This is a genomic window from Deltaproteobacteria bacterium (genome assembly GCA_016208165.1).
In the GTDB taxonomy this organism is placed as follows: domain Bacteria; phylum Desulfobacterota; class Desulfarculia; order JACQYL01; family JACQYL01; genus JACQYL01.
The window spans coordinates 1-23,059 of the sequence record JACQYL010000116.1 but is presented as its reverse complement, the minus strand read 5'-3'; the positions used below and the strand labels follow the sequence as shown (position 1 = coordinate 23,059).

General features: G+C 55.8%; 20 protein-coding genes and 1 pseudogene. 3 read left to right on the top strand and 18 right to left on the bottom strand.

Annotation, left to right across the window (positions count from 1 at the left end; all coding sequences use genetic code 11):
- Nucleotides 1-6: 6 nt before the first annotated feature.
- On the top strand, nucleotides 7-1,032 hold the full coding sequence (locus HY788_20625) for a hypothetical protein (protein MBI4776547.1): 1,026 nt from the start codon (nucleotides 7-9) through the stop codon (nucleotides 1,030-1,032).
- 361 nt (nucleotides 1,033-1,393) lie between these two features.
- Here HY788_20625 and HY788_20620 read toward each other — a convergent pair whose 3' ends face one another.
- From HY788_20620 to HY788_20590, 7 genes are all read right to left on the bottom strand, one after another.
- Nucleotides 1,394-2,659 carry an LbtU family siderophore porin gene (locus tag HY788_20620; GenBank protein ID MBI4776546.1) on the bottom strand — a complete coding sequence of 422 codons (1,266 nt, stop codon included), beginning with the start codon at nucleotides 2,657-2,659 and terminating at the stop codon, nucleotides 1,394-1,396.
- A gap of 376 nt (nucleotides 2,660-3,035) precedes the next feature.
- The gene (locus HY788_20615; GenBank protein ID MBI4776545.1) at nucleotides 3,036-3,260 is read right to left on the bottom strand and encodes a FeoC-like transcriptional regulator; all 225 of its coding nucleotides are present in this window, start codon (nucleotides 3,258-3,260) and stop codon (nucleotides 3,036-3,038) included.
- A 62-nt stretch (nucleotides 3,261-3,322) separates the two neighbouring features.
- Nucleotides 3,323-5,671, bottom strand: a complete 2,349-nt coding sequence (gene feoB / locus HY788_20610) for a Fe(2+) transporter permease subunit FeoB (protein ID MBI4776544.1) — start codon at nucleotides 5,669-5,671, stop codon at nucleotides 3,323-3,325.
- Nucleotides 5,668-5,889, bottom strand: coding sequence for a ferrous iron transport protein A (locus HY788_20605; protein ID MBI4776543.1), 222 nt, complete (start codon nucleotides 5,887-5,889; stop codon nucleotides 5,668-5,670). Before HY788_20605 ends, feoB begins: the two co-directional genes overlap by 4 nt.
- 17 nt (nucleotides 5,890-5,906) lie before the next feature.
- Complete coding sequence (locus HY788_20600; GenBank protein MBI4776542.1) at nucleotides 5,907-6,245, bottom strand: ferrous iron transport protein A; 339 nt, start codon at nucleotides 6,243-6,245, stop codon at nucleotides 5,907-5,909.
- A 729-nt stretch (nucleotides 6,246-6,974) separates the two neighbouring features.
- Complete coding sequence (locus HY788_20595) at nucleotides 6,975-7,268, bottom strand: hypothetical protein (GenBank protein MBI4776541.1); 294 nt, start codon at nucleotides 7,266-7,268, stop codon at nucleotides 6,975-6,977.
- Between the two features lie 158 nt (nucleotides 7,269-7,426).
- Complete coding sequence (locus HY788_20590) at nucleotides 7,427-7,996, bottom strand: metal-dependent transcriptional regulator (GenBank protein ID MBI4776540.1); 570 nt, start codon at nucleotides 7,994-7,996, stop codon at nucleotides 7,427-7,429.
- Nucleotides 7,997-8,345: 349 nt separating this feature from the next.
- On the opposite strand from HY788_20590, the gene HY788_20585 reads away from it, so the two are divergent.
- Entirely contained in the window at nucleotides 8,346-8,525 is a 180-nt protein-coding gene (locus HY788_20585; GenBank protein ID MBI4776539.1) for a hypothetical protein, read from the top strand.
- A gap of 165 nt (nucleotides 8,526-8,690) precedes the next feature.
- Here the strand turns inward: HY788_20585 and HY788_20580 are convergent, their stop codons facing one another.
- On the bottom strand, nucleotides 8,691-9,080 hold the full coding sequence (locus tag HY788_20580) for a hypothetical protein (GenBank protein ID MBI4776538.1): 390 nt from the start codon (nucleotides 9,078-9,080) through the stop codon (nucleotides 8,691-8,693).
- 42 nt (nucleotides 9,081-9,122) lie between these two features.
- Nucleotides 9,123-9,332, bottom strand: a complete 210-nt coding sequence (locus tag HY788_20575; protein MBI4776537.1) for a hypothetical protein — start codon at nucleotides 9,330-9,332, stop codon at nucleotides 9,123-9,125.
- Nucleotides 9,333-9,846: 514 nt separating this feature from the next.
- On the opposite strand from HY788_20575, the gene HY788_20570 reads away from it, so the two are divergent.
- Nucleotides 9,847-11,652, top strand: coding sequence for an SLC13 family permease (locus HY788_20570; GenBank protein ID MBI4776536.1), 1,806 nt, complete (start codon nucleotides 9,847-9,849; stop codon nucleotides 11,650-11,652).
- A gap of 178 nt (nucleotides 11,653-11,830) precedes the next feature.
- Here HY788_20570 and HY788_20565 read toward each other — a convergent pair whose 3' ends face one another.
- The 9 genes and pseudogenes from HY788_20565 to HY788_20525 all read right to left on the bottom strand — a co-directional run.
- On the bottom strand, nucleotides 11,831-12,301 hold the full coding sequence (locus HY788_20565) for a hypothetical protein (protein MBI4776535.1): 471 nt from the start codon (nucleotides 12,299-12,301) through the stop codon (nucleotides 11,831-11,833).
- 55 nt (nucleotides 12,302-12,356) lie between these two features.
- Entirely contained in the window at nucleotides 12,357-13,502 is a 1,146-nt protein-coding gene (locus HY788_20560) for a sodium ion-translocating decarboxylase subunit beta (GenBank protein ID MBI4776534.1), read from the bottom strand.
- Nucleotides 13,503-14,726: 1,224 nt separating this feature from the next.
- Complete coding sequence (locus HY788_20555; protein ID MBI4776533.1) at nucleotides 14,727-15,998, bottom strand: NAD(P)/FAD-dependent oxidoreductase; 1,272 nt, start codon at nucleotides 15,996-15,998, stop codon at nucleotides 14,727-14,729.
- The gene (locus tag HY788_20550) at nucleotides 15,988-16,449 is read right to left on the bottom strand and encodes a 4Fe-4S dicluster domain-containing protein (GenBank protein MBI4776532.1); all 462 of its coding nucleotides are present in this window, start codon (nucleotides 16,447-16,449) and stop codon (nucleotides 15,988-15,990) included. The genes HY788_20555 and HY788_20550 overlap by 11 nt, the downstream gene beginning before the upstream one ends.
- Before the next feature lie 221 nt (nucleotides 16,450-16,670).
- Nucleotides 16,671-18,457: pseudogene (locus tag HY788_20545) on the bottom strand (aldehyde ferredoxin oxidoreductase family protein).
- 158 nt (nucleotides 18,458-18,615) lie between these two features.
- Entirely contained in the window at nucleotides 18,616-19,095 is a 480-nt protein-coding gene (locus HY788_20540; protein MBI4776531.1) for a 4Fe-4S dicluster domain-containing protein, read from the bottom strand.
- 188 nt (nucleotides 19,096-19,283) lie between these two features.
- On the bottom strand, nucleotides 19,284-20,069 hold the full coding sequence (locus tag HY788_20535) for a 2-hydroxyglutaryl-CoA dehydratase (GenBank protein ID MBI4776530.1): 786 nt from the start codon (nucleotides 20,067-20,069) through the stop codon (nucleotides 19,284-19,286).
- A 12-nt stretch (nucleotides 20,070-20,081) separates the two neighbouring features.
- A complete protein-coding gene (locus HY788_20530) occupies nucleotides 20,082-22,211 on the bottom strand; it encodes a 2-hydroxyacyl-CoA dehydratase (protein MBI4776529.1) in 2,130 nt (709 codons plus the stop codon).
- Nucleotides 22,212-22,231: 20 nt separating this feature from the next.
- A partial coding sequence (locus tag HY788_20525) for a 2-hydroxyacyl-CoA dehydratase (GenBank protein MBI4776528.1) occupies nucleotides 22,232-23,059 on the bottom strand: 828 nt, incomplete at its 5' end.

Sequence of the window (23,059 nt, the reverse complement as noted above, 5' to 3'; positions counted from 1 at the left end):
CCGCATATGGAGACCGAGGCGGACGATCAGATCGCTCGTTTTGTGTCTGCCTATGATCAGAGTCGTAAGACACAAGTACTGGTAATTGAAGGGGATCAAGGGACCGGAAAAACCAATCTATTGAACTATTATGAACGGGAATTTAATGACCTTTATCCTAAAACGGAAGGTTTTTATATCATCCGCTACTATTCCGACCCAGAGCCGACGTTCGATAAGATGTTGGTGCGCATTCTTCAGGAACTCGGCTCCGGGGACTTTATGGAGAATTTAGCACATAGATTTGCCGAGGTCGACCAACATAAACAAAACGCAGTTGTCGAAACGGCTAGATTGAGTGACATGCGGACCGTTCTCCGAGGTTTAGGAACCGCTGCTCATCGATCAGAAGATGAGTTGAAAGAGGCCGCCAATGCCGCACTTGAGTGGATTCTCGGCTTCCGTGTACTTAATCGCCACCGCGAGTCGCTTGGGCCAATCCACTTTCGATTGGACACTGTCGAGTCGAAGACACAGGCGCTTCGTGATCTCGTGTTTTGCGGAGCCGAACTAGACGTTCTTAAGGGTTTAATCATCCTCTTAGACGAATTAGAAAAACAAGACGATACAAAATCAAAAATGACGGTTCTACGCTTCCTGTCCGCTATTCGCGCACTGATTGACGCGTTGCCTCAGTATCTTTTTCTTATGGCCGCCATGACTCCCGAAGCCCGCCGGCGTTATTTCTCCATGCTCCCCGCCTTCGCTGGGCGGCTGCAAAACAAAATTGAAATCCCCTATTTGAAAGACGAAGAAATTGCTCTCCGTCTATTCCATTTCTACCTCGACGATGCCGGTAGAAGAGCGGAATCAAAACTACTGCTTTCGAAGCCGCCGGATAACGTGCGGCTTGTTGTCTCCGAAACCAAAGCTCGGGCGGCTTTTACCCAGTTGCTTCTATCTGCTCGCAAACGAGGGGATGAAGGCGTGCGCCAACGAGATTTTCTCAATGAACTCCACAAAATGGCGGAAGAAACCTTGACGAACGTTTAACGACGATCGGCATCCTTGGCCCTCAATCACAATCCTTAGAAGTCATGGTTTGAAGTGTCCCCCGCAACGACAGGGTTATTCGGCCCGCCATATTTTCGGTCCTTTTTCAAGTATGATGAATTACTGGGCCACCCACTTTCTGCATTTGAAAAGGCAGGCTGAGACCGGATTTGCTAACGTTGGGAAAGAACGTGCCGGTTTCCATCATATATTTTTTGTAAGAATCGCCGTATAGGTCGATCATCCTCTGCTCTTCGTCTCTCGACGGGCAATAATAGAGGACAAACATGCCTGCAGTTGTCGAGCGGCATTCGGCAGAGACAGGGGCGAATCATCGTTCGCCCCCATCGTCGCTCTCAGATCAGAACTCCAGCGCAAGCTGAGTTGTAAACGCGTCGCGGGAGTCCAGACCTTCATCATTCTCATCGAACTCGCCGTGCAGGTATTCCAGGGATAGGGTGACACCCGAGTAAAGCTCCCATCCGAACACGCCTCCGACGTTGAATTTCGGGCGGAGGCCATACAGGCGGTGGCTTCCCTCATATCTGGCCGCTAACTGGAATTTCTCGAGAAAGCCATATCCCAACTCGAGATTCCAGGCGGACGGACGCGCTTCCCTGGCCTCTCCATCCAACACGGCGAAACCCAGTTCACCCGCTTCAAAATCGCTCAAAGCGGTCACGTATTCGGCGATCAACTGGAAGTCGCCGTACCCGAGGGTGGCGTGCGCCGCAACGCCGGGAATGGCGTCCTTCAAGGTGTCCACGGCCGTTTCTTCCTGGAGCGTGTCCGTGTCCGCCATATTGAACAGAAAACCCACCCCGGTGTTGAGCCTGAAGCCGCTCCATGTCCCCTCCGGGTTGAAAAAGTCCACATTCACAATAAGATTGTTGATATGGTCGTTCTCTTCGCTGGACACATCGCCGTTGAATCCCCCAAACGATGCGAACAGCCAGTCGCCCGAATAACCGACGGACGCGGCGCTCTCACGAATCTCACCGATCTCGAGGGTCAACGGGTCCGAAATGAAGAATGTGTCGAATGTCGAGAACGGAGGATAGAATTTTCCGGCCAGCAGAAACCAGGGCATTTCCGGTGTGGCCCCCAATGTAATGGTTCCTTCGTCGATGTCAACGGGTCCCGTATCGTCTTCTTCCCACAGAAGAATCAGATGGGCGTTAACAAGTTCGTGCACCCGAGCGTCGAATTCGATCTGGGCGGTGGCCAGGGTGATGTCGCTGCTCTCCTCATTCTTGCCGCTTTTCTTGCCCGGTTTCTCGTACGAAGCCTCGACTTCCACGATACCGTTGATGGTGACACGGTCCATGACCTGTTCGAGCATGGAACGCATGTCGCGTTGTTCCTTGCCCACGGTTTCGAGTTCCTTGCCGATACGTTCGTTTTCCGAGCGAATCCGCTCGAATTCGGGAATGTCTCGAGCAGGGCCTTCCTGAGGGTCCCCTGTCCCGCGTTCCTTCAGCATCCGTTCCAACTGCTGAACGCGGTTCTTCACGGCTTTCAACTCCCGCATGAGTTCGTCGTTCGTCATTTCTCCGGCCAATGCCGGCCCGGAAAGGGCGCAGAAACCGATCATCAACACACACATCATCCACGTAATCGTATTCATTCCGTCTCCTCTCCCGGTTTTTGATTTCATTAATTGGACTTCCGATTTCTTTCGGGCATGCAAGGCGCTGGACCAGGCGCGTCCGCCGGTTTCGATCGACCGGATGGAGTCACCTCTCCCGCGGTTTGTAATAAAAAGGCGCAGTGGACGTTTGATACGAAAACGTCCGCCGCGCCTTCACTTGTTCCGCCTGCTATCGAAACCCGTAAGGACGCCGCCGATCCCGCGGATCGGCGCTCCCACTCGTCATTCACTCACCGATGGGTTCGGTCCGATAATCCCTCCTGTTCACAGTATGCATCATTCGATCCGGCGACAGCCCCGTCGCCCATCGACGATTGGATTCGATCCATGATGCATTGAGGCCGTGCAACCGTCAGGCCGACCACTCATAGATTTCCACGGCCGAGTCACAGCAACAGGTCGAGCATGCCTTGCCGCAACTCCCTTGAATGTCCAACCTCAGGACCTTTCCTTTTCGAATCCATTGTTCCAGCATGCCCCGCATGGCGTCGGGCTCCGTATCGAAATGCAGGGCAAGGTCGCCCAATGTCGCCCTTTTACGTTCCATAAGATATCGTCTGATTTCGGCCAGTATCATCGTCCATTCCTCGAGATTTGGTTCCGGTATCCATTAAAATGATCGCGTTCCATCAAAATACTTCAGATTGTCCGGGGCGACATCTTTGTGCGCACACCGTCGAAACGGCCCGTTTCCAATCTTCGGCGTCTATTGCCCATGTAACGCATGGTCAGCACCACACCGGCAAACAAAGTGCACAGCACGACAATCCATGCTACGGACGATATCGGATGTCTGGCCATGGTGGCTGCCTGATAAAACATGGTCGACGCCAAATACGCCAGGCCGGTGGTCCATGCGCCCACAAACGCCGTCCACCTGATATTGGTTTCCCGGTAAACGGCTGCGATGGCCGCCACGCAGGGGAAATAGAGTAGGACAAAAAGAAGATAGGCAAAGGCGCCTATGCGTCCATCAAACAGACGCACCATGGATCCGAAGGTTCCGCCGCTGACTTCCTGCTCCTGGGCGGCGCCTTCCAAGGAACTCACATCCCCTATGGACAGGCCCAATGGATCGAACACCGTATCCGCCACCCCGATCAGGTTCGCCGGAATGGTTGCAAAGGAGTCTTTGACTCCTCCCCAAAAATCAAATCCTTTCTTCGATTCCGTTTCTTCCGCCGCATTGAAACCGATCTGGTTGTACAGGGCGTCAAGCGTTCCCACCACCGCTTCCTTGGCGAAGATGCCGGTAAAAATGCCCACAGTGGCCGGCCAATCCGCTTCGGTCAGGCCCATGGGATTGAACACCGGAGTGATGGATTTGCCGATAAAGCTCAAGGTCGATTTCTCACGGTCCTCATTGCCGAAAGCGCCGTCCGTTCCCAGCGAGTTTAGAAAGCTCAGAACCGCCACCACCGGGATGATGATCTTGCCCGCTCGAAACATAAAGGTTTTCAGCCGGTCCCAGGCGCTCAGGACCACGCCTCGCAAGGTCGGCAAGTGATAGGGGGGCAGTTCCATCACAAACGGAGTGATCTCGCCTTTGAGCAGCGTGGTTTTCAAAACGAGTCCGGTAAGAACGGCAAACCCGATCCCCAGCAGATACAGCCCGAAGACCAGGTTCTGCCCACCCACGGGAAAGAAGGCCGCGGCAAACAGGGCGTACACCGGCAGACGGGCCCCGCAGGACATGAAGGGTTGCATCATGATGGTCAGCGTACGGTCCCGCTGATTCTCGAGAGTGCGCGTAGCCATGACGGCCGGTACGTTGCAGCCGAAGCCCACCAGCATGGGAACAAACGATTTGCCGGGCAGACCGATCATCCGCATGAAGCGATCCATGACAAAGGCGGCCCGCGCCATATAGCCGGAGTCTTCCAGAAGGCAGAGGCACAGAAACATGAACCCGATAGGCGGTATGAAAGTGGCGATGGTCTGGATGCCACCGCCGACTCCACCGGCGAGGACCGCGGTCAGCCAGTCCGGGGCGCCTAGGGCCCCCAGAAGCGCGCCAAAGCCGTCCACGAAGATCGTGCCCGTGAAAATGTCGAAAAAATCGATAAAGGCGCCGCCGAGATTGATGGTCACCATGAACATGAGATACATGGCCACCAGGAAAATGGGGATTCCGAGATACCGATTGAGAACGATCCGGTCGATGTTGTCCGAAAGAGTTCTGCTTGCACGCGAGCCTCTCTTGATCGTGTCTCTAGTCAGCCGGCCGATCAGATCATAGCGGCTGTCAGCCACGAGGATATCCGCTTCCTCTCCGAGCCGGTCCTCGATGCGGGTCAGGTAGCTATCCGCTTTCTCCCGGACGTCTTGGCTCACGAACCCGCTTACCCAGGGATCGCCTTCCAGCAGTTTGACTCCGGCCCACCGGGGATTCATCCTGTTTTGAAGCCCTTCGTCCCGGATGGCGTCAGCCAGTGCGTTCACGGCTTCCTGGATTTCCTGCGGGTACAGGACCCCGAGTTGTGAAACGGATCCCGCTCCGGCCGCGCGATTGATTTCAGACCTCAGCTCATCCACCCCCTTCCCTTTGGATGCAACCAGGGGGACCACGGGGCAGCCCAGCCTTTCGGCCAAAGCCGGGATGTTGATTTGAATGCCGAGGTTCTTGGCCATATCCATCATGTTAAGGGCCAGAACCAGCGGAATCTGCATTTCGAGGAGCTGGACCGTCAGATAGAGATTGCGCTCGATGTTGGACGCATCCACGATGTTCACAATCAAGTCCGGTTCACCGGATAGAATGTAGTCCCGAGCCACTTCCTCGTCCAGGGACGTGGCGGAGAGCGAGTATATGCCGGGCAGGTCCACCACTTCGATTCTCTTTCCATCGTGTGTGTATTCCCCGGATTTACGGTCCACGGTAACGCCCGGCCAGTTGCCCACTCGCTGTTTGGTTCCGGTCAAAGCGTTAAACAGGGTGGTTTTGCCGCAGTTGGGATTTCCCACCACCCCGATGGTAATATCTTTCATGAGCGGCTCTCCCTCTCCACCATTAAAGCGGAGGCTTCATCTTTTCTAAGGGTCAAAGCAAACCCCCGTAACAGTATTTCCACCGGGTCTCCCATGGGCGCAATCCGCTCCACCGTGAATTGCGTGCCCCGGGTCAGCCCCATGGACAAGAGCTTCTCCCGATAGCTCGTGGCGCCCTTGACGTATCCCGAGACCTTGCCGGTCTCTCCGACTTTCATATCCCGCAGCGTTGATTTCACAGGTCACCTCCCTCAACAACGACCACTTGGATTTTCTGAGCCATGCCGCCCCCCAGGAAAAGGCGCGTGCCTTCATGAGCCAGCAACAGCTTGCCGTCCATACGGTTCCGTATGACTTCCACCCGTTCCCCCACGCGCAATCCCACACCGGCAAGGCGGTCGTGGAAGCCTCTTCCGCCGTTCAACGAAACAATCCTCACCCGGTCTCCTTCCCGGGCCAAACGCAACGGCAGAGCCGCTCGATCATTGTTCCCGCCCTCGTCCAAAGGGGCCACTCCATGCTGGCGGGCGTTACCAAGGACGCCATGTCCATGAACCGCATTGATGTTTTCCATACCATCCTCTTGTCCTGTGCAAATGAATCCGGAAAGCCGAATCCGTGTTGAAAAGCGCATAAAAAAGGCGCAACCGGGCATCTATTTCATGCCACAAGTTACGCCTTCACTTCCTCCGCGCAGCAGCCGGAGGCCGTAAGTCGTTCCTTATTAACTTAGAGTTCTCTAACACTATGTGGTTTTTTATTTAACCCGGCGGTGACGGTTTGTCAAGGCGTACTTTTACGGCTTTACGCTTGTGTCTCCCCCATCATCGTACCTTTGATCACCGGTGGCCGTCAGGACAAGGTCGCTCGACCCCCAGCCCCGGTGTCCTGAAACACGCGGCAAGGCACAGCCGGCAAATCGTCCAGGCTGTTGAAAAAGCCTGGATGTTACAGGTTGGTGAAAAACGATGAGATGCAAGGCGCGCCAACCCTGAGGAAAGGCGTACACAGAGTACGTCGCAGTGACGAAGGATGAAGCGTCACGCCGTTGGCGTGACCGCAGATCGCGTTTTTCAACGGCCTGAAAGCGTCTCCGGAGCCAACTCCACCTTCACCCATTTTTCGCCGGCAGCCGCCATGGGAGAACCTTTCCAACCGCATATGGATCAAATCGCGTCTCTTACTTTTTCCGAAGAACGCTCAGCGGATTCCCAATAGGCGCGAAACAGGTCTTCGTTTTCAGTGACGCGTCCCATTTGGCCGCCACAGGTGGTGCAAGTGACATAATGGTCATCCAATCCGGCTACTTCGCTTCAATAAGCACTTGCGTCAGACGTTTTCTCAAAAGCTCCAGTTGTTTGGACTTGAATGCTTTCCGGCTTTCCTCGAGCACTTCAATGGCCTCCATCACCGCCTCACGCAGTTTGGCCTCGTTGGATTTGGAAGCCCCGAAATCCGCAATACGTTTCAGTTCCTTTTCATCGATACAGTCTTGCAGAAGGGAAGCCACCAGACAGCGATACTTGTCTATGCCTCGCTGAAGCTCTTCGGCGCTTTGGTTAATCACGTTCAGCAGGTTTTCCCTATCGGCCTCCACGAACTTAAACCTCCCAATGAATGTTCTGTACTCCTAACTTTTACAGTTCAAAAAAAGGCCCTCACCAAGACCTTTCACTTATATGCGTTCGCGGCCGATAGAGGCCGGGGAATCCTTTTGCGGAATGCCCGGCCACCCCGTCCGTCCGGCCCGACGATCTATTCTCCGGCGGGCTCCCTTTCCAAACAGTCTACCCGCCGGCAGAACTCTTTTTCGAACCGCGCCCGGTTCGCCTCGCACTTTTCAGGCCGATGACCGTGGAGCCGGAAATCCTGAAACCGATCGATCCAGTTCTCACCGGTCCTGGGACATACCTGAACGAACTCCATGAAGTCCGTGAACCGGTCCAGGGTGTCCTCACTCAACGCATGCTCCATTCGACAGGCTTCCTCATCGGCCGTTTCGGAGTCCACTTTCAGGATGTCCACCAGAAATTGAAAGAGCACCTGATGCCTGCGCCGCATCTCCAATCCCACGGTCGCGCCCGAGTCCGTCAATTCTACGTATTCATACTTCTCGTAATGAATGAGCCCCCGCTCCTTCAGGGTCTTGAGCATGCTGGTCACGGACGGCATCTTGACCCCCAGCCGTTTGGCGATGTCCCGCACCCGAATCGCCTTATTCTCCTGATCCAGGTCGGATAGGACCTCGAGATAGTCTTCCATGACCGGTGTGAGGCGTTTGTTTTTACGCACTTGCGTGCTTTTGCATTGAGGAGTCTCTTCCATTGTTAGTGCTTTCTAAGTTAGATTGAGTATTCAAATACCGGATTGCTCTCCCACTGTCAAGTGTTTTTTTCGCGCTCTCCGGAATCATTTTTGTACACACGCAGATTGACACGAGCCGCCGGACTCCGGTATTCATTCGGAACAGGTTCGGGAGAACCTTCCGGCGTCCCATCCACGGCGGGATCAAGGCGCGGCTGCCGGATCTGCCTTTGATCGGATTCGGTTCTTCCGATCAGTGATTCCGGCTATGCCCGCACCCTGGACGAAATCAAAGGCGACTTTCCGGCCATCGCACGGGGCCGCTATCTGCTGACCGACGATCCCGGAATGAACGGATACCGCGATTACCATGCCCTCCTGGCTGCGGCCGGAGACCACGAGCCCCCGACTTACGCAAGGCTTCGTCACCGTGCCGGACAGGGACAACTACCCCAAGGAACCCGGTTCCGTCGGCGCACGGCCATCCTTCTTTGAGCTGAAACGCGTCATGCGCGAGCCCTATTGGAAGGACCGGGACTCGAAGGTGTGAAATAAAACGGGGAAAATTTCGAGAAAGTAGGGGCGTATTGCAATACGCCCCTACACGCAGGACTCACCGCCTTCGGCGGAGAGGCTGCACGTTAAACCCGGCGCCCGGATGACTTTGAGCACTGCCTTGCGCCGCTTTCGCGTCGCAACCGGTAAGTCCTGATCATCAATAGCGGACCCTGCCTCTAAGAACGCATACGTAGGAAATAACAAACAGAGCCACCATCGCCAAAGCACCGGCCCCCGGCAGCGTCGGAACGGACGTGGCCCCCAATGGCCTCGTGGCGACAGGCCCCGGACCGGACGGGTCCGTCTCGTATTCGATCAACGCGCGATATTGGACCGGATTATCCTGACGGCCCATGTCCAACCAGCCGAACCCCACGCCGTCCACCCACCAGGTAGTGGATCCCGGCGCCCACGTCTTGAAACCGAGCCAGTCTTCTCCGCCTGCTCCGTTGTTGGGCTCGATTCCTATCCAGTTCGTGAACGCCCAGGGTTCCCCGGTCACCCACTCCCACACTCCTTCAACCCTCGAATCATGGCCGCCGAGCATGACGTAATCGAGCACATCCGGGTCGAGCCAGGTTTGAGATATCTACAGGTTCTCTTCCGCTGACGTCACGGTGGCCAGATGGCCTCCTTTAGCCACTGCGAAGGCTTGCGCATCGTCCAACGTCCAGAACCATCCGTCTGAGACCTCGTACCAGTGCCCTGTAACGGGGCTGAAAACTGGATCGGCTAAACATATGGAGCAAACCAATAAGATTCCTGCCATGGCCGTGCCTGCAAACGTGAGTTTCCGCATCCGTATTCCCTCCATTGTGGCGTCCTGAGACTCATGCGTGTGTAAAACACGCAAAGCTTCCCGAACATGAGCATGAAAGCGGTTACGAGTCGTTGCACCGCGAAGGAAGACATGCATGGAGTCAATCCTCGTGGCCTAGGGTGCAACACCCATCCTCCAGTCCGCGGATTCGTGATAACTTCCAGTCGCGACGGTATCGGCCCGAATCGAAGTGGAGGTTGACCATGAACATAATCAAATGTACAGGCTTCCGGTAATCGCCGCCTGTCCGGGCGGGGTAGCTATGGACGAAATCGATAAAAGGCTCCCGTCGGGGCGCCTTCGGATTTCTCCGGCATCCCCGGACCGAGGAAAGAACGCTTTATGAACCTATACAAATGAATGTCAAATGATTATTAAAAACTACTATATCATACGTGTTCACAAAGCGTAAGAGACGTTTCGGTGTGATCCCTTGTACGGGTCCCCTCTCCGGAGAGGCAATGCCTCCCACTTCGATGTATACGGGGTGTTTATGCTGCCTTTGAGTCTGACCGGTGACATGATCCTGGTGTTCCTGGTAATCGCGGTGGTCATTTTTCTGTTTGTCGTCGAGTGGGTGCGGGTGGACGTGGTGGCCATACTCGCCATGGTGGTTCTTCCCCTGCTGGGACTCCTGGACGGCCGCGAGACCTTTTCCGGTTTTGGCTCCACCGCCGTAATATCCATCATTGCAGTGATTATTATGGGTCGCGGTCTGGACCATACCGGAGTTATTGGAAGAGTGGTGCGGCCGTTGGTCCATCTGGCGGGTCGCCTGCAGTCGTCCATTATCATGACGTTGTCGGTGATGATCGCCTGTATTTCCAGCGTCATGCAGAACGTCGGCGCGGCGGCGTTGTTCCTGCCGGCGTTGCGTCGCATCAGCCGGGACAGCCGTATTCCCCTTTCCAAGCTTTTGATGCCCGTTGGGTCGGCCGCCATTCTGGGTGGAACCGTTACTCTGGTGGGTTCGAGTCCCCTGATCATGCTCAACGATCTGCTCGAACATCATGAGCTGCCGCCTTTCCACCTATTCAGCGTCACGCCCATCGGACTGGCCCTGGTAGTAACCGGCATCGCCTATTTTATATTTATGGGCAGGCACATGCTACCGGGCGGCGAAGAAGGTAATGGAGAGGAGTCCGACGGCTTTTCCGAGGCGGCCGTCTTTTACGGTGGGATCGGCGAACTGTTCGAGTTGACCGTGCCCGAGAGAACAGATCCGTCCCTCACCGTGAGCAAACTCTGCGACGGCTTCCTGGTCCACACAGTAGCATTGCGCAGCCACGACGGCCGAACGAAACTGTTTCCACCGGACCGGGATCAGTTGATCCTGCCCCGATCCACGATCGCCGTGTTCGGACCCCGCGGCAAGGTGGAAGAGGCAGCCGCGGCCTTTGGATTTAGATGGGACGATCACGTCAGGATCTTTGACTCGGAGCTTTCAAGCGATATCTCGGGAGTCGTGGAAGGGGTGGTGGCGCCCCATTCCAAGTTCATAGGAAAGAGCCTGCAGGAGATCCGTTTCAGGCACAACTACCTGTTGGCGCCTTTGGCCGTGTTCCGGAGCGACAAGGCGCAATACACGAATCTCGGTGAAGTGGTGCTCAGGGCCGGCGACGCCATCCTTATGCACGGGACCTGGGAGCGGTTACAGCAACTGCATCATGGCCGGGATCTGCTCTTCAGCCATTCCATAGACCATGAAGTGTTGAACACCAGGAAAGCCGGGGTTGCGCTCCTCTGCTTTGCCTTGGCCACCGCTCTTGCGGTGTTCACCGACTTGAGTTTGCCGGTCTGCCTCATGTCGGGGGCGCTGGGAATGGTTCTGACCCGTGTGATCACCATTGAGGAAGCTTACAGGGGGGTGGATTGGCGCACGGTCTTCCTGCTGGCCGGGCTCATTCCCCTCGGGTTGGCCGCCGAGAAGTCCGGCGCCGCGGCCTGGTTGGCCCAGCAGATCCTGGCTTGGCTGGACCAGCCGTCCCCACTTCTACTCCTTTCCCTGGTGGGTGTGCTGTCAACGGTTTTTTCGCTGGTAGTTTCCAACGTCGGAGCCATCGTGCTTCTGGTTCCGCTGGTTGTGAACCTTGCACAAGACACGGGTTTGGATCCGCGGCTGGCCGCTCTGGTCGCAGGGATCGCCGCCTCCAATTCCTTCCTGCTGCCCACCCACCAGGTGAACGCCCTTTACATGGGCCCGGGCGGCTACACGAGCAAGGATTTTCTCAGGGTGGGAACGCCGTTGTCCCTGATTTTCCTGATCGTTCTCACAATAGGAGTACATGTTTTTTATTAGAGACGAGCGAGGAGCACAGAAGAGGGACTGTGTCCGGATCGTCGTGTAAGCGGCCCTGTGCTTGTTCCGGCCGTCTGAATGACGAGGACAGGGAGCCCCCCTCGTTTGCGTCGGATGTGTGGTCATGCGGAGGCGCTGAAGCCGCGGGAAAAGACCTGCGGCATCGCGCCTCTCGTATCTATGGCGTCACGGCCGAGGGCTGCTTTTGCCGTGACCCTATTCTCGACAGTACGCTGCCGGAAATGACCATGGCCACGTACAGCACCAGAAGAACCACGAACACGCCTATGAACCGCAAGACCAGCGTTCCGATTATCCAGGTCCAATTGTCCTTCATGGTGACTACGGTTATGTTGCCCGGACTGTTCCTGACAAGGCGAATCGAGTGCCATGGCCTGGCGGCATGATCTTCAATGTATACTTGTCCCTTTCTGTCACGGAACTTCACGTTCGGTTCCTTTTCCAGGGCCTGCCGATAGAAAGCGATCACCTGGTCGAGGGTCAAATCGTACGCAATCTCGAGGCGCTCCGGGCTCTTGGAAACGACATTCCCTCCCGGAAGCACGGGGGCGCTCAGGAATTCCTCCGAGGAGGAGACGCCGGGAAGAAACAGAAAGGTCAGCAGAACAATCAAAGAAAACTTCCGCATATCATTTCTCCATACCTAATGGTGAAAGCATGTCTCGCACCGAGCTGCACCGCAATCAGTCGAACATGGCGATGAACATTCCGGCTGCGGCCGCCGAGCCTATCACACCCGCCAGGTTCGGTCCCATGGCATGCATGAGCAAGTGGTTCTTTTTATCGTACTTCAAACCCATGACCTGGGAAACCCGAGCGGACATGGGCACGGCGGAAACACCCGCGGATCCGATCAAGGGGTTGATCTTTTCCTTGAGAAACAGGTTCATGACTTTTACCGACCAGATTCCTCCCGCCGTGCACACAGCGAAGTCAAGGAGGCCCAGACTGAAGATCAGCAGCGGTTTCGGGCTGAGAAAGGTTTCCGCGTTCATCGTCGCGCCCACGCAGACACCCAGAAAGATCGTGACGATGTTCATAAGGGCCCCCTGGGCGGTATCCGTAAGCCTGCCCACGACTCCGCTCTCTTTCATCAGGTTGCCCAGCATGAACATGCCCATAAGCGGGACGACCGAAGGAACCAGGAGGGCGATGACTGCGCACGATACCAGGGGATAGAGGATCTTTTCCGTTTTGGAGACGGCCCGGAGCTGCCTCATCCGGATCTTTCGTTCTTCCGCGTTGGTCAGCAGTCTCATAATGGGGGGCTGAATCAGAGGGACCATGGCCATGTAGGAATAGGCGGCCAACGCATTGGCGCCCAGTAATTGGGGAGCCAGGTGCTGCGTGAGATAGATCGTCGTGGGTCCGTCGGCGCCTCCGATGATGCCCACGGAAGCAGCCTCCTTGAGGGTAAATCCGGCAAGAATGGTGCCCGTGAAGGTGACGAACACGCCGAGCTGCGCTCCGGCGCCGACGATCAGTGTTTTCGGGTTGGCGATCAGCGGTCCGAAATCGGTCATGGCGCCCAACCCCAAAAAGATCACACACGGAATGATTTCCCATTGAAGACCATAGTGGTAGAACGCCTGAAGCAATTCAGGCTGTCCTGCCTCCGTATGACCCATAAGTGGGACCAGCGGAAAGTTTACGACAAAGATGCCGAACCCTATGGGCAACAGCAGTAGTGGTTCGAAGTTCTTGCCTATGGCAAGGTAAATAAAGAAGCTCGCTATGACCCACATACATATCGGCTTCCAACCCAGGCTCATGATCCCTGTGGTGTACAGGATCCCCCATAGCATGTCCAGAATGTCATTTAAGCTCATGACCAGTCCCTCCGGAAGTGGTTATATCCAAAACTAAAGCCGCCTCCAAAACTCATACTACATCGGAAATTGCCTATGATCAAACTGTATTCCAACTACTCGAAGCCTTTTAATACAAATGACTGAAGTGATACCTACCATTTGCTAAACCTTAGAACGCTACGGAATTCTATTGTGCATACACTGTCGCCCAGTCGTCCAGTCTGTGATGGGAGGGATAGTTCCCTTAGAGTCAACGATTCCATTAGACTACGAAATACTTTCCGCTAACCAGGAGAACCGGGTGAAAGTGACAAAGTGAAAGCGCTAAGTTTAGCGGTAGTATACCTCCAACAAAGCCGCGGCGTATCTAGACACCAGTTGATGGAAATGTCAATACAAATATTGTGCATACGATCTTTCTAATACCAGTGGCCTTTGAGTACCACCCTTCGCTGTATGGAGGCGCATCCGTCTAGGGTGCGTACTAAACACGTGAAAGCCGCTTTCAAGAGTGAACCAGTCGGAACGCCAAAAGAAAAGGCGTTCCCCAGGGCCTTCAGCCGCGCTTATGCGTTCCGAAAATAATCCCGGAAACGGTTGAAGCCGACAACTCCGGTGAAACGGCGAACCAAGACGCATGAAGGCCATGGGCGGATGAGGGAATAGACGGGACGCCGGAGAGAGACGGTGTTTACTTGGGCGGGAAGACCGCAGCGTTTTTGCGCTGAAGCAAAGTCTGACTTCATTACGGCCGGCCGAACCGAAAGTCCATGTCGGGTCGAGTGTCAGGCCTTGGTGGAACTGAGGGGATACGGTCCGTAAATGGACTTCGGAACCGATGCATTCGTAATCACGCCGAACTACATCCACGGAACGAATATGATCGTGACGATCGGGGCGGGCAATACAGGGTGACCACGAAGACATGCCGCTTGTTCATCGCGACTATCGATCATTGGTTTTGGTTTGTCTTATCGCAGCGAAGCTTAGTCAAGCTCTCCATTCATAAACGAACAGTCTGCTCCGGGTGGCGCGGACAACTCGTTTGTCCGCGTCACCCATCAATGGCCAAAAAACACCGGATTGGGGCCGATCCTAAACAATAGATGGCCAAACTACTCCCAAACAGCCAACAGACGGACCCTCCCCTTCTTCCGTAAACCCCGAGCCTGTCGAGGGGGGAAACAAGAGGAGCGTGAGGGAAATCTTATCGCTTCTCACCCCCGGAGTGGTTATCTAACATCAGCGGCCGTTCAAAAGACGCATCAGATCTTTTTCAAAGGTATGCAGAGGCCACGTGTCCCTGCCTGCAGAGGGCTTTGGGCCTTTGAGGATGGTTCTGCGGATGTTCAACCCTTTGAGCATCATGGAAGTAAGCCCACCCAGCCGGTCCACGTTTCCGAGCCCCTGTACTCCCACCAAACGATCTTCTCTGAGCACCAGCCACAGTTCTCCGTCCGGATCCTTCCGATGAAGCACACGGGTCGCCCCTTCCGGAAGATCGGCGGCCGGCGCGCCCGCGGACGCCACTGCACGATCGAACAGTTTGACGGTGGTCACGTTCAGACTTCCGGGGTAGCGCTTTTGGGACCCCGCTGCGTTGGCTCCTGCCGTGTGACCTTGTAGCTTGGCGTTGTTCCAGAGCATATACAGACCGTTGGTCCCGCAAATGAGGTCTTTCGATTCGGCGCAATCCCCGCACGCCCAAACGCCGGGCAGGCCGGCGCCCATGTGCGCGTCCGTTCGAATCCCTCCGGCCGGTCCCAGTGCAAGCCCTGCTTGCCTGGCAAGCTCGATCCGGGGCCTCATGCCGATGACCAGAACCACCACGTCCGCGGGCAGGGTCCGCTGGTCCGTGCGCACGGATTCGACCCGTACACCTCCGGATATCTCTTCGACTCGTTCTCCGAGAAAGACTGAGATGCCCATGCCTTCGAACTGCTTCCTTACGGAATTCGCCAATGGCGCATCCAGCATGCGGGGGAGAACGCGGTCCATGAGCTCCACAAGAGCCACCGACCAGCCCATCCTTCGGAAAGCAACGGCCGCCTCCATGCCTACGGGACCAGCGCCCACGACCACGGCGGACCGGCCCCGAACCGCGCGCAGACCCTCGGCATCGTCAAAAGTCTTCAGGGCAAACACGCCGTCCTTGTTAACTCCAGGAATCGGGGGAATAAACGGTCGGCTTCCCGTAGCCAGGATCAACCGGTCGTACGGGAGTTCTTCTCCGTCAAAGCGAAGCAAGCGGTTTTCCGGCAACCAGGACGCTACATCCCTGGACAGGAGCAGCTCGATGCCCGCTTTGGCGTAGTCCTCCACCGACCGGATAAACACGGTGCTTCTGGGAATCTCGCCGCTGATGTAATCCGCGAGTACGCACGCGCTATAAAGGGGGTAGGCGTCCCTGCTCAGCATAACCACCCTTGCATCCGGGTCCGTCCTTTTTGCGGCAAGGGCTGCCTGGTCCCCCGCAATGCCGTTTCCAAGTATGGCAATAACCCTATTTCCCATAGAGATTTCTCGCTCCGCTGCGTCTTCGATCGGCCTGCCAATCGTCGCTCTCGACGTACTCGAGGGCCTTTTCGCTGCAGTACCGCACGCAGGGGGGATCGCCTCCGCACTGATCGCAACGAAGGACCTTCTGCTCCACGGGATCGATATGCAGCGCTCCGTTGGGGCAAGCGGATACGCAGCTGAAACAGCTCACGCAACGATCCCGGTCCACGCACACCATGCCCGAATCATCCCTGTGTATGGCATTCACCGGACACACCGTGGCGCATACGGGCTCTTCGCAGCGCCGGCACAGGATCGGAAGAAACACCTCTTCCTCGTCCCACTCGAACACACGGATCCTCGACCTGGAGGCGTCGAGTTCGCCCGTTTTCATTACGGAACACGCCACCTCGCACAGGCGGCATCCTGTGCAGCGATTTGGATCGACCACGATGACCTTGCTCATGCGGGCCTCCACGGCCAACGATTCATACAAGACAAGCGCTTTCTTGATCGTTCGCGGGGAAAACTTTCGAGAAAGTAGGGGCGTATTGCAATACGCCCCTACATGCAGGCCTCACCGCATGCGGCGGAGAGCCGTCCGTTTCGGGCGTCAAACCGCGACTCCGCAATCCGACATAGATAACCGGATACGTTGGATTTCGTTTCTCAACCCAACTCGGGCGTCTAACGGGATGGGATCCGCTTCCACTCGCTTTCCAGGCCCAGTTCCGTCACTTTGGCCTCCGTCGGAACGCCTTTCTCTCGATCCCAGCCCCTGGCTTCGTAATAGTCGTCGAGGACCTCGTTCACTTTGGCTTCGTCCAATACCAAGCCCTTGCACGGACCTTCGGGCAGTTTCTCGTTGTAAAAGCGCTTGGGGAATATGGAGTCCTTCCTTTGTTCCCCCTCCCGGACGTTGAACAGCTTCTGAAGGTTCCAGATCCGTTCGCCGGCCTTAAGGACCTCCTCGGCGTCGATATCCCAGCCCACGCAGGCGGAGAGCATCCGGGCCACGCTGCTCGGTCCGAGAGACTGGAGTGACGGAGGCCGGGTGCATATGCCGATGGAGTTGAAGATCGCTATGAGGTCCTCGGACCATTTTTCCATCAACGCGATGTCCGTAGTCTTACCGTCGGGGGATATAATCTTTTGCTTCGTTTCATCCGGCATATCGAGTTTCTTGAGAAACGGTTCGGGAAAGCCGAAGGGCTCCTTGTGGTAGTTGTCGGGTATCGAGGGAAAGCGCAGGTTCTCGACAGGATTTCGGGTGCGAAGGTGGTCTCCGCCCCGAGTGCTGGTCAGGAATCCGAACGTCCATACGGACCACCTGCTGCGCGGATCGAAGGTGGGTAACTCGAGACCCTTGACGACCATGGCATAATCGTCGTTACCGGTCAGCGCTATGTTGGCGCGTTGCGCTCCTTCGGCCAGGATATCTCCGATGCCTTCCCGATTGGCGATCATGTGGATCAGTTTACATATGGCCTCAACGTCTCCCCATTCCACGGGAAACCCGATCTGCTCCTCGGTGATCAAGCCCCGCTGATACAGTTCCATCAACATGGCGATGGTCCCGGCGCCTGAAACCACATCCGTACCCGTCCGATGAAACGCTTCAACGCACTTGAGAATTCCGTCCATCGTGTGAACAAACAGCTTGGCGCCGATTTCAAAGGTCATGGTGACTTCAATGCCCTTCATGGTCAATCCGGCGTATGGACCCTGCTTCACGTTGGCCCAATGCGCGCATGCAACAGGGCATGCAGAGCAGGCCATGGTCTGGTCGCTGTACTCCGGGATCACTTTGTGGCCGCGCGTCTCGAACCAGTCTTCGATCACCCCGGTTTGATAGTTCTTGGCCGGTAGGCGATGGCCTTGAGAAGCTTGGACCCCATGACGGCGCCCATGCCCGTGCGGGCCCAGGCATCGTATTTACCGTTCTGTATGGTGGAATAACGTATGAGGTTTTCTCCGCCCGGACCGATCGCCGCCACCTCGAGTTCTTCCTTTCGCATCTCTTTCTCCAGGAGGTCTATGGCTTCCCAGACATCCTTACCCCAAAGATGCGACGCATCCCGGATCTCGACCTTTTCATCCTGGATGGCAAGATACACCGGACCGTCGGACTTGCCGCGAATCACGATGTGGTCGTAGCCCGCGTACTTCATCTCGCATCCGAACCGGTAGCCGCTGCTCGTGCACCCGAAAAGATTGGTTATGGGTGATTTCGCGGAAACATCCGTTTTGCTGGCCGTGGGCATGAAGGTGCCTACAAGAGGACCCGTGCCGAAGATGAGGACGTTCTCGGGGCTGAGAGGGTCCACGCCCTGCTTCGTGTAGTCAAAAAGGAGCTTGGTATTGATCCCAAGACCTCCGAGAAACCGTCTCGCCAGTCCTTCATCGAGGGGAATCTTCGATATCTTCTTCGAAGAAAGATCCACATCCAAAATCATGCCGGCATAGCCAAACATATCCGTTCCTTTCCTCAACATCTATTCAGGAGCGCCATTAGAAAAACTCCTTGCCTTCCCTAAATAACGCGCCTCTCGTGGCTCGGGGCATCGGCAGAGGCCCCATCCCGCCGGAAGAGCTTGTGGGGCTCGTGTACATAAGGGGAAAGATCTCACCGCTACTGACTTTTTTCGACGATATGCATCAGCCTGTTGGCGGCTTTCCTAAGTTTATTGTGAGAGGCTTCTTCCGCCTCCACAAAGCTTAGCGCCTCCCGCGGACATTCCTGTACACATTGCGGGTCCCCGTCACACAGATTGCATTTGAACATGGCGCCTTTCGTGTGGTGGATTGCGGGAATCCCAAAGGGACAAGCAATAAAGCAGGAACGGCACCCAATGCACAGGGCCTCGTCCACGACCACGGCCCCCGTTTCCCTGTTTCTCTGTATCGCGTTCCGGGGACACGCCTCGGCGCACAAGGGTTCTTCGCATTGCTGGCACGTGACGGTGACGAATCGGCCAAGATCCGTCATCCAAAGGGTAGTGATCCTGGCGAGCGTTGGATTGAACTCTTTCTCGTGCTGAAACGAGCAGGCAAGAGAGCAGGTCCTACAACCGATACATCTCTCCGGATCGAATAGTATAAACCTGGTCATAATCGTTTCTCCAATCAGGCGGCCATGTGGCATTGGATTCACGTCGTTTCCGAAATCGAAACTCCGGTGAAGCTATCTTCCGTACATCGCCGACGAGCGGCGTCCGGTGTCCAACACACTCAAATCACAGGTGAACCCGGCGGCGCCACAAGTCGAGGAATTATCGAAGGTGCGTATGACGAAGGAGGTTACGCAGCCATCCGTTCGGCCGCAATCAAAGCGGCCCCAATAGCTCCGGTGATCAGCGGCTCCTCGGGCACCAGCACATCCACGCCCAACATTCGTTCCGTTGTTTTGACGAGACCGGCGTCTTTCGCTCCTCCACCGGTCATGGCCACGTCCTTCTCTATCCGCATTCTCTGGGCCGCGGCGGAGATCCTGGATCCCAACGCCCGGTGCAGTCCGGCCACGATGTCTTCCTTGGGTGTCCCTTCGGCCACCCGGGAAATAGCCTCCGTCTCCAGAAACACGGCGCATCCTGTAGTAAACTTCGCCGGATGTTCGGATTTAAGGGACAAAGCGCCCATGTCCTGCTGGTTTATTTTCAACACCCTGGCAATGATCTGCAGCACGCGTCCGCTGCCGGCCGCGCATTTGTCGCTGGACACCGAGTCCGCTACCTTGCCGTATTTCGACACTTTGATGACCCGGCTCGTCTGATTGCCCACCTCGATCAGAGTGCGCACCGTTGGAAGCAAATAGTGAGTTCCTCTGCTTTGGCAGGATATCTCCGTTATCTTCGTGAAGGGGCGAGAGATGAAAGATACGCCCAGCCCTCCAGCGCCGATGACTTCAACGTCCGAAATAGACCGTTGAGCTTTTTCAAGAGCCTCTTGCAAGACCTTGTCCGCGGAGCGTCCGAAATTGCCTCCCGCCGGAGTGATGCTGTATGACAGCAGTTTCCCGTCCTGCATAACAACAGCTTTAACAAGTGCGGAGCCGACATCCAGACCCGCTATGCATCCCATATCCATAAGAACCTTTCCTTACCCGGTCTGCCCTCTTGTAGAGCTTTCGTCGAAAAACGTGACCGCTTCGAGCCGCCGCTTTCCTTGCTTCTGCCTAAGTTCTTCCGCTGATAGACGAAGCGTTTTTTCGGCCGCAATGATCGAAGCGCCCAAGGCCCCTGTAATCAAGGGCTCCGGAGGAACCACGACGGGAAAACCGATGCGTTCTTCCAAGGCTTTGCAAAGTCCGATATTCTTGGCTCCACCCCCGGTGATAGCCAGGTCCGGCTCTATGTTGATCTTTCTCACCATGGAGTAGATCCGGCTGGCATTGGCTTTGTGAATCCCGGCCAGAATGTCTTCCACGGAATAGCCCTCGGAGAGCCGCAAAAGGGCTTCCTGCTCCGCAAAAACCGTACAAATGCTACTGATATCCGCAGGCCGGCTCGATCGGAGAGACAATTCCCCGATGTCTTCCACCCGCACTCCCAGTACGTCGGAGATCACCTCGAGGAATCTTCCCGTGCCGGCGGCGCACTTATCATTCATCACGAAATCCACCAGCTTTCCGTTCTCGAGCTTGATGCCTTTCGTATCCTGGCCTCCGATGTCGATGATGGTGCGGACATCGGGAAACAGCCAGTTTATACCGCGCATATGGCACGTGATCTCGGTCACCTGGGCGTCCGCAAACGGTACGTTGATTCTTCCATACCCCGTGGCGACGATGAAATCCACTTGGTCAAAGGACAATCCGGCCTGGACCAAAGCCTTTTCCATGACCGTATTGGCCAATCTACGATGAAACGCATCGGTGGGCTGTATCACGATGGCGCTGATCTCCTTCTGATTCCTGATCACCACCTTGGTTATGGTTGAACCGATGTCTATACCCACTAAAATCATACGCTTATCCCTCTTCTGGAACACCAAACGCCTGACTCGACAAAAGGTAAAAGCTCCGCATCGGCGCCCCGATACGACCATGCCGGGGCGCGGATGCGAAACAGGCCCGATCGTTTCGGCAAACGCCTGGAATCGTGTTCTCAACGGTTCGATGGCTGCTGAGGAATAATCCGGCTCAATAGTCAGAACGGGTAGGTCCAGGGACTCAAAATAATCCTTGATGGCCGGAACTTCGTAGCCGTGGATATCGCAGTTACGGATGATGTTCGCGTACACCGCGTTTACGTTCCAGTACTTGGCGAACTCCTTTAGATATCCGAAACGGTTTTCCAGATCTTCCCTGTAGTTCTTACCCGACTTGGAGAACGTTCGAGGACACTTGACTTCCTCGAGGTAGTGCTTGGCCAGCCCGTACATGGGATCTTCCGTTTTCTCGACATCGTGCCAGAACGGTCGGGCGCCGATGGCCGTGTCTTCGACAACGATGTTGAATCCGGATTTCTCGATCAGCCCGGTAAAGGCCGTATGGTCGATCAGCGAACCCCAAATGAGCAGCCGGCCCGGTCTCTTTTCCGTGGTATTGGGCCGGGTCTTTACCTCCTGCAATACCTCCTCGAGAAGCTGGATTCCCTCCTCCACGGGGATCACCATGAGGGAGATGATCACCTGCAGCATTTCGGACCCCGAGAGGAGCGGCGGATCGGGCTTCCTCAGGTCGTACAACGCGCGAACAAGCTGCCTCTGCTTGTTATGAAGGGATATGGCCTCTTCGAGCCGGTCGTTGGTAATCTTCTTTCCGGCGAAGTCCTCCAGCGTTTCCTTGAAATAGGTCATCTGGTCCTTGAAAAACCGCACCGCCTCGGACGAGGACGTATGGGGCATATCCAGGAAGAAATTACACGGCGTCTTCATGTAGTTTCTCCAGATATGAGAGGTGCGTTCGGCGCCGTCGCAGGCGTGGGAGCCCACGAAGCCTTCCAAATAGTCGTACTTCCCTTTCATCCCCACGTCGAAACAGCTGCGATAGAATATACACATGACCGTGGGCAGATATCCGTCCGCCACGGTTATGGGCTCATCCATGTCTCCCAGTATCCGGACCGGCAGGAAATCCAACGCCGTCATGAGTTCCAGTGGAGGAAAGCAGCAAAAATAACCCATTGCCTTCTTGCCTTCGGCTTTCAGCTCGCGGGCGCGTTTACTTCGGTGGCTATACAATTCATGCGCCCTGGCCAACCCCGTGCTTTTCGTATTTTCAGTCATAGGAATCGTCTCCTTTCTTCCTACCAAGCCATTCCTGCTTCTTTTCTCAGTTCCCGGTAATGATCCATGGTCTCGAGGAAGGCCTCGACCTTGGAAATGGCGTCCTCCTCATTGAAGACGCGCAAATCCACGATATCTCCCTCGATCACCACTCCCGGCACCTTGAGCTTTTCTTCCAGCATATTGCGTGTGTGCAGCAACGTATAGGTGGCCGGACGGCAGGACATGAGTGGATGGGCCAACAAACCGTCCGCCTGATAATCCTGGGCGTACTGAAGGTACGCGGCCATAAAGAACCCGGGATCCACACCGTATTTCACTCCAACCGAATTGTATTCGGTCCACTTCCTGTAGGAGAGGCGCGCAATCAGCTCGAGGGGGTCGGTGACTCCCTCCAACTCCTCCTCGGGAATGGGCAGAATGGGGTGGTAATTCCAGCTTTCCATGACAATGGCGATGCCGAAGCGATCCGAAAGCTCGTCGAAGAAGCCCATCGTGTGCCACGGAGGCAGCTCCGAGAACATCATACGGTACTTCTCGTTGGGAATGGCGCCGATCTTGTTGTCCACCTTCTGCTTCACCTCGTCGTACACGCGTTGATAAAACTCATAGGCCTCCGGGTCGTCGGGGAGATACAGATGGGGGATCATCACGGACCAGAAATCCGTGCCCACCATGGGCGACGGCTTGGCTCTGCGCAGGAGATCCACCTGGTGCGCCAAACCAAGAGTCTTGAGGGTCTGTTTCACCATTTCGCGCAGTTTGTCGTAATCCAGCTTCTTGCCGAGCAGGTCTTCCAGGAAGGCCGTGTACTTCCGAAGGTGGCTCACCATGAACGAGATATTCAG

What these genes read in the sequence shown, in the direction of transcription:
- HY788_20550 (MBI4776532.1), bottom strand. Translation starts at nt 16,449, where the DNA reads ATGAGCAAGGTCATCGTGGTCGATCCAAATCGCTGCACAGGATGCCGC.
- HY788_20560 (MBI4776534.1), bottom strand. Translation starts at nt 13,502, where the DNA reads ATGAGCTTAAATGACATTCTGGACATGCTATGGGGGATCCTGTACACC.
- HY788_20530 (MBI4776529.1), bottom strand. Translation starts at nt 22,211, where the DNA reads ATGACTGAAAATACGAAAAGCACGGGGTTGGCCAGGGCGCATGAATTG.
- HY788_20565 (MBI4776535.1), bottom strand. Translation starts at nt 12,301, where the DNA reads ATGCGGAAGTTTTCTTTGATTGTTCTGCTGACCTTTCTGTTTCTTCCC.
- HY788_20570 (MBI4776536.1), top strand. Translation starts at nt 9,847, where the DNA reads ATGCTGCCTTTGAGTCTGACCGGTGACATGATCCTGGTGTTCCTGGTA.
- HY788_20620 (MBI4776546.1), bottom strand. Translation starts at nt 2,659, where the DNA reads ATGAATACGATTACGTGGATGATGTGTGTGTTGATGATCGGTTTCTGC.
- HY788_20600 (MBI4776542.1), bottom strand. Translation starts at nt 6,245, where the DNA reads ATGGAAAACATCAATGCGGTTCATGGACATGGCGTCCTTGGTAACGCC.
- HY788_20540 (MBI4776531.1), bottom strand. Translation starts at nt 19,095, where the DNA reads ATGACCAGGTTTATACTATTCGATCCGGAGAGATGTATCGGTTGTAGG.
- HY788_20590 (MBI4776540.1), bottom strand. Translation starts at nt 7,996, where the DNA reads ATGGAAGAGACTCCTCAATGCAAAAGCACGCAAGTGCGTAAAAACAAA.
- HY788_20615 (MBI4776545.1), bottom strand. Translation starts at nt 3,260, where the DNA reads ATGATACTGGCCGAAATCAGACGATATCTTATGGAACGTAAAAGGGCG.
- HY788_20535 (MBI4776530.1), bottom strand. Translation starts at nt 20,069, where the DNA reads ATGGATATGGGATGCATAGCGGGTCTGGATGTCGGCTCCGCACTTGTT.
- HY788_20605 (MBI4776543.1), bottom strand. Translation starts at nt 5,889, where the DNA reads ATGAAAGTCGGAGAGACCGGCAAGGTCTCGGGATACGTCAAGGGCGCC.
- HY788_20580 (MBI4776538.1), bottom strand. Translation starts at nt 9,080, where the DNA reads ATGCTCGGCGGCCATGATTCGAGGGTTGAAGGAGTGTGGGAGTGGGTG.
- HY788_20575 (MBI4776537.1), bottom strand. Translation starts at nt 9,332, where the DNA reads ATGCGGAAACTCACGTTTGCAGGCACGGCCATGGCAGGAATCTTATTG.
- HY788_20585 (MBI4776539.1), top strand. Translation starts at nt 8,346, where the DNA reads ATGCCCTCCTGGCTGCGGCCGGAGACCACGAGCCCCCGACTTACGCAA.
- HY788_20625 (MBI4776547.1), top strand. Translation starts at nt 7, where the DNA reads ATGGAGACCGAGGCGGACGATCAGATCGCTCGTTTTGTGTCTGCCTAT.
- feoB (MBI4776544.1), bottom strand. Translation starts at nt 5,671, where the DNA reads ATGAAAGATATTACCATCGGGGTGGTGGGAAATCCCAACTGCGGCAAA.
- HY788_20555 (MBI4776533.1), bottom strand. Translation starts at nt 15,998, where the DNA reads ATGGGAAATAGGGTTATTGCCATACTTGGAAACGGCATTGCGGGGGAC.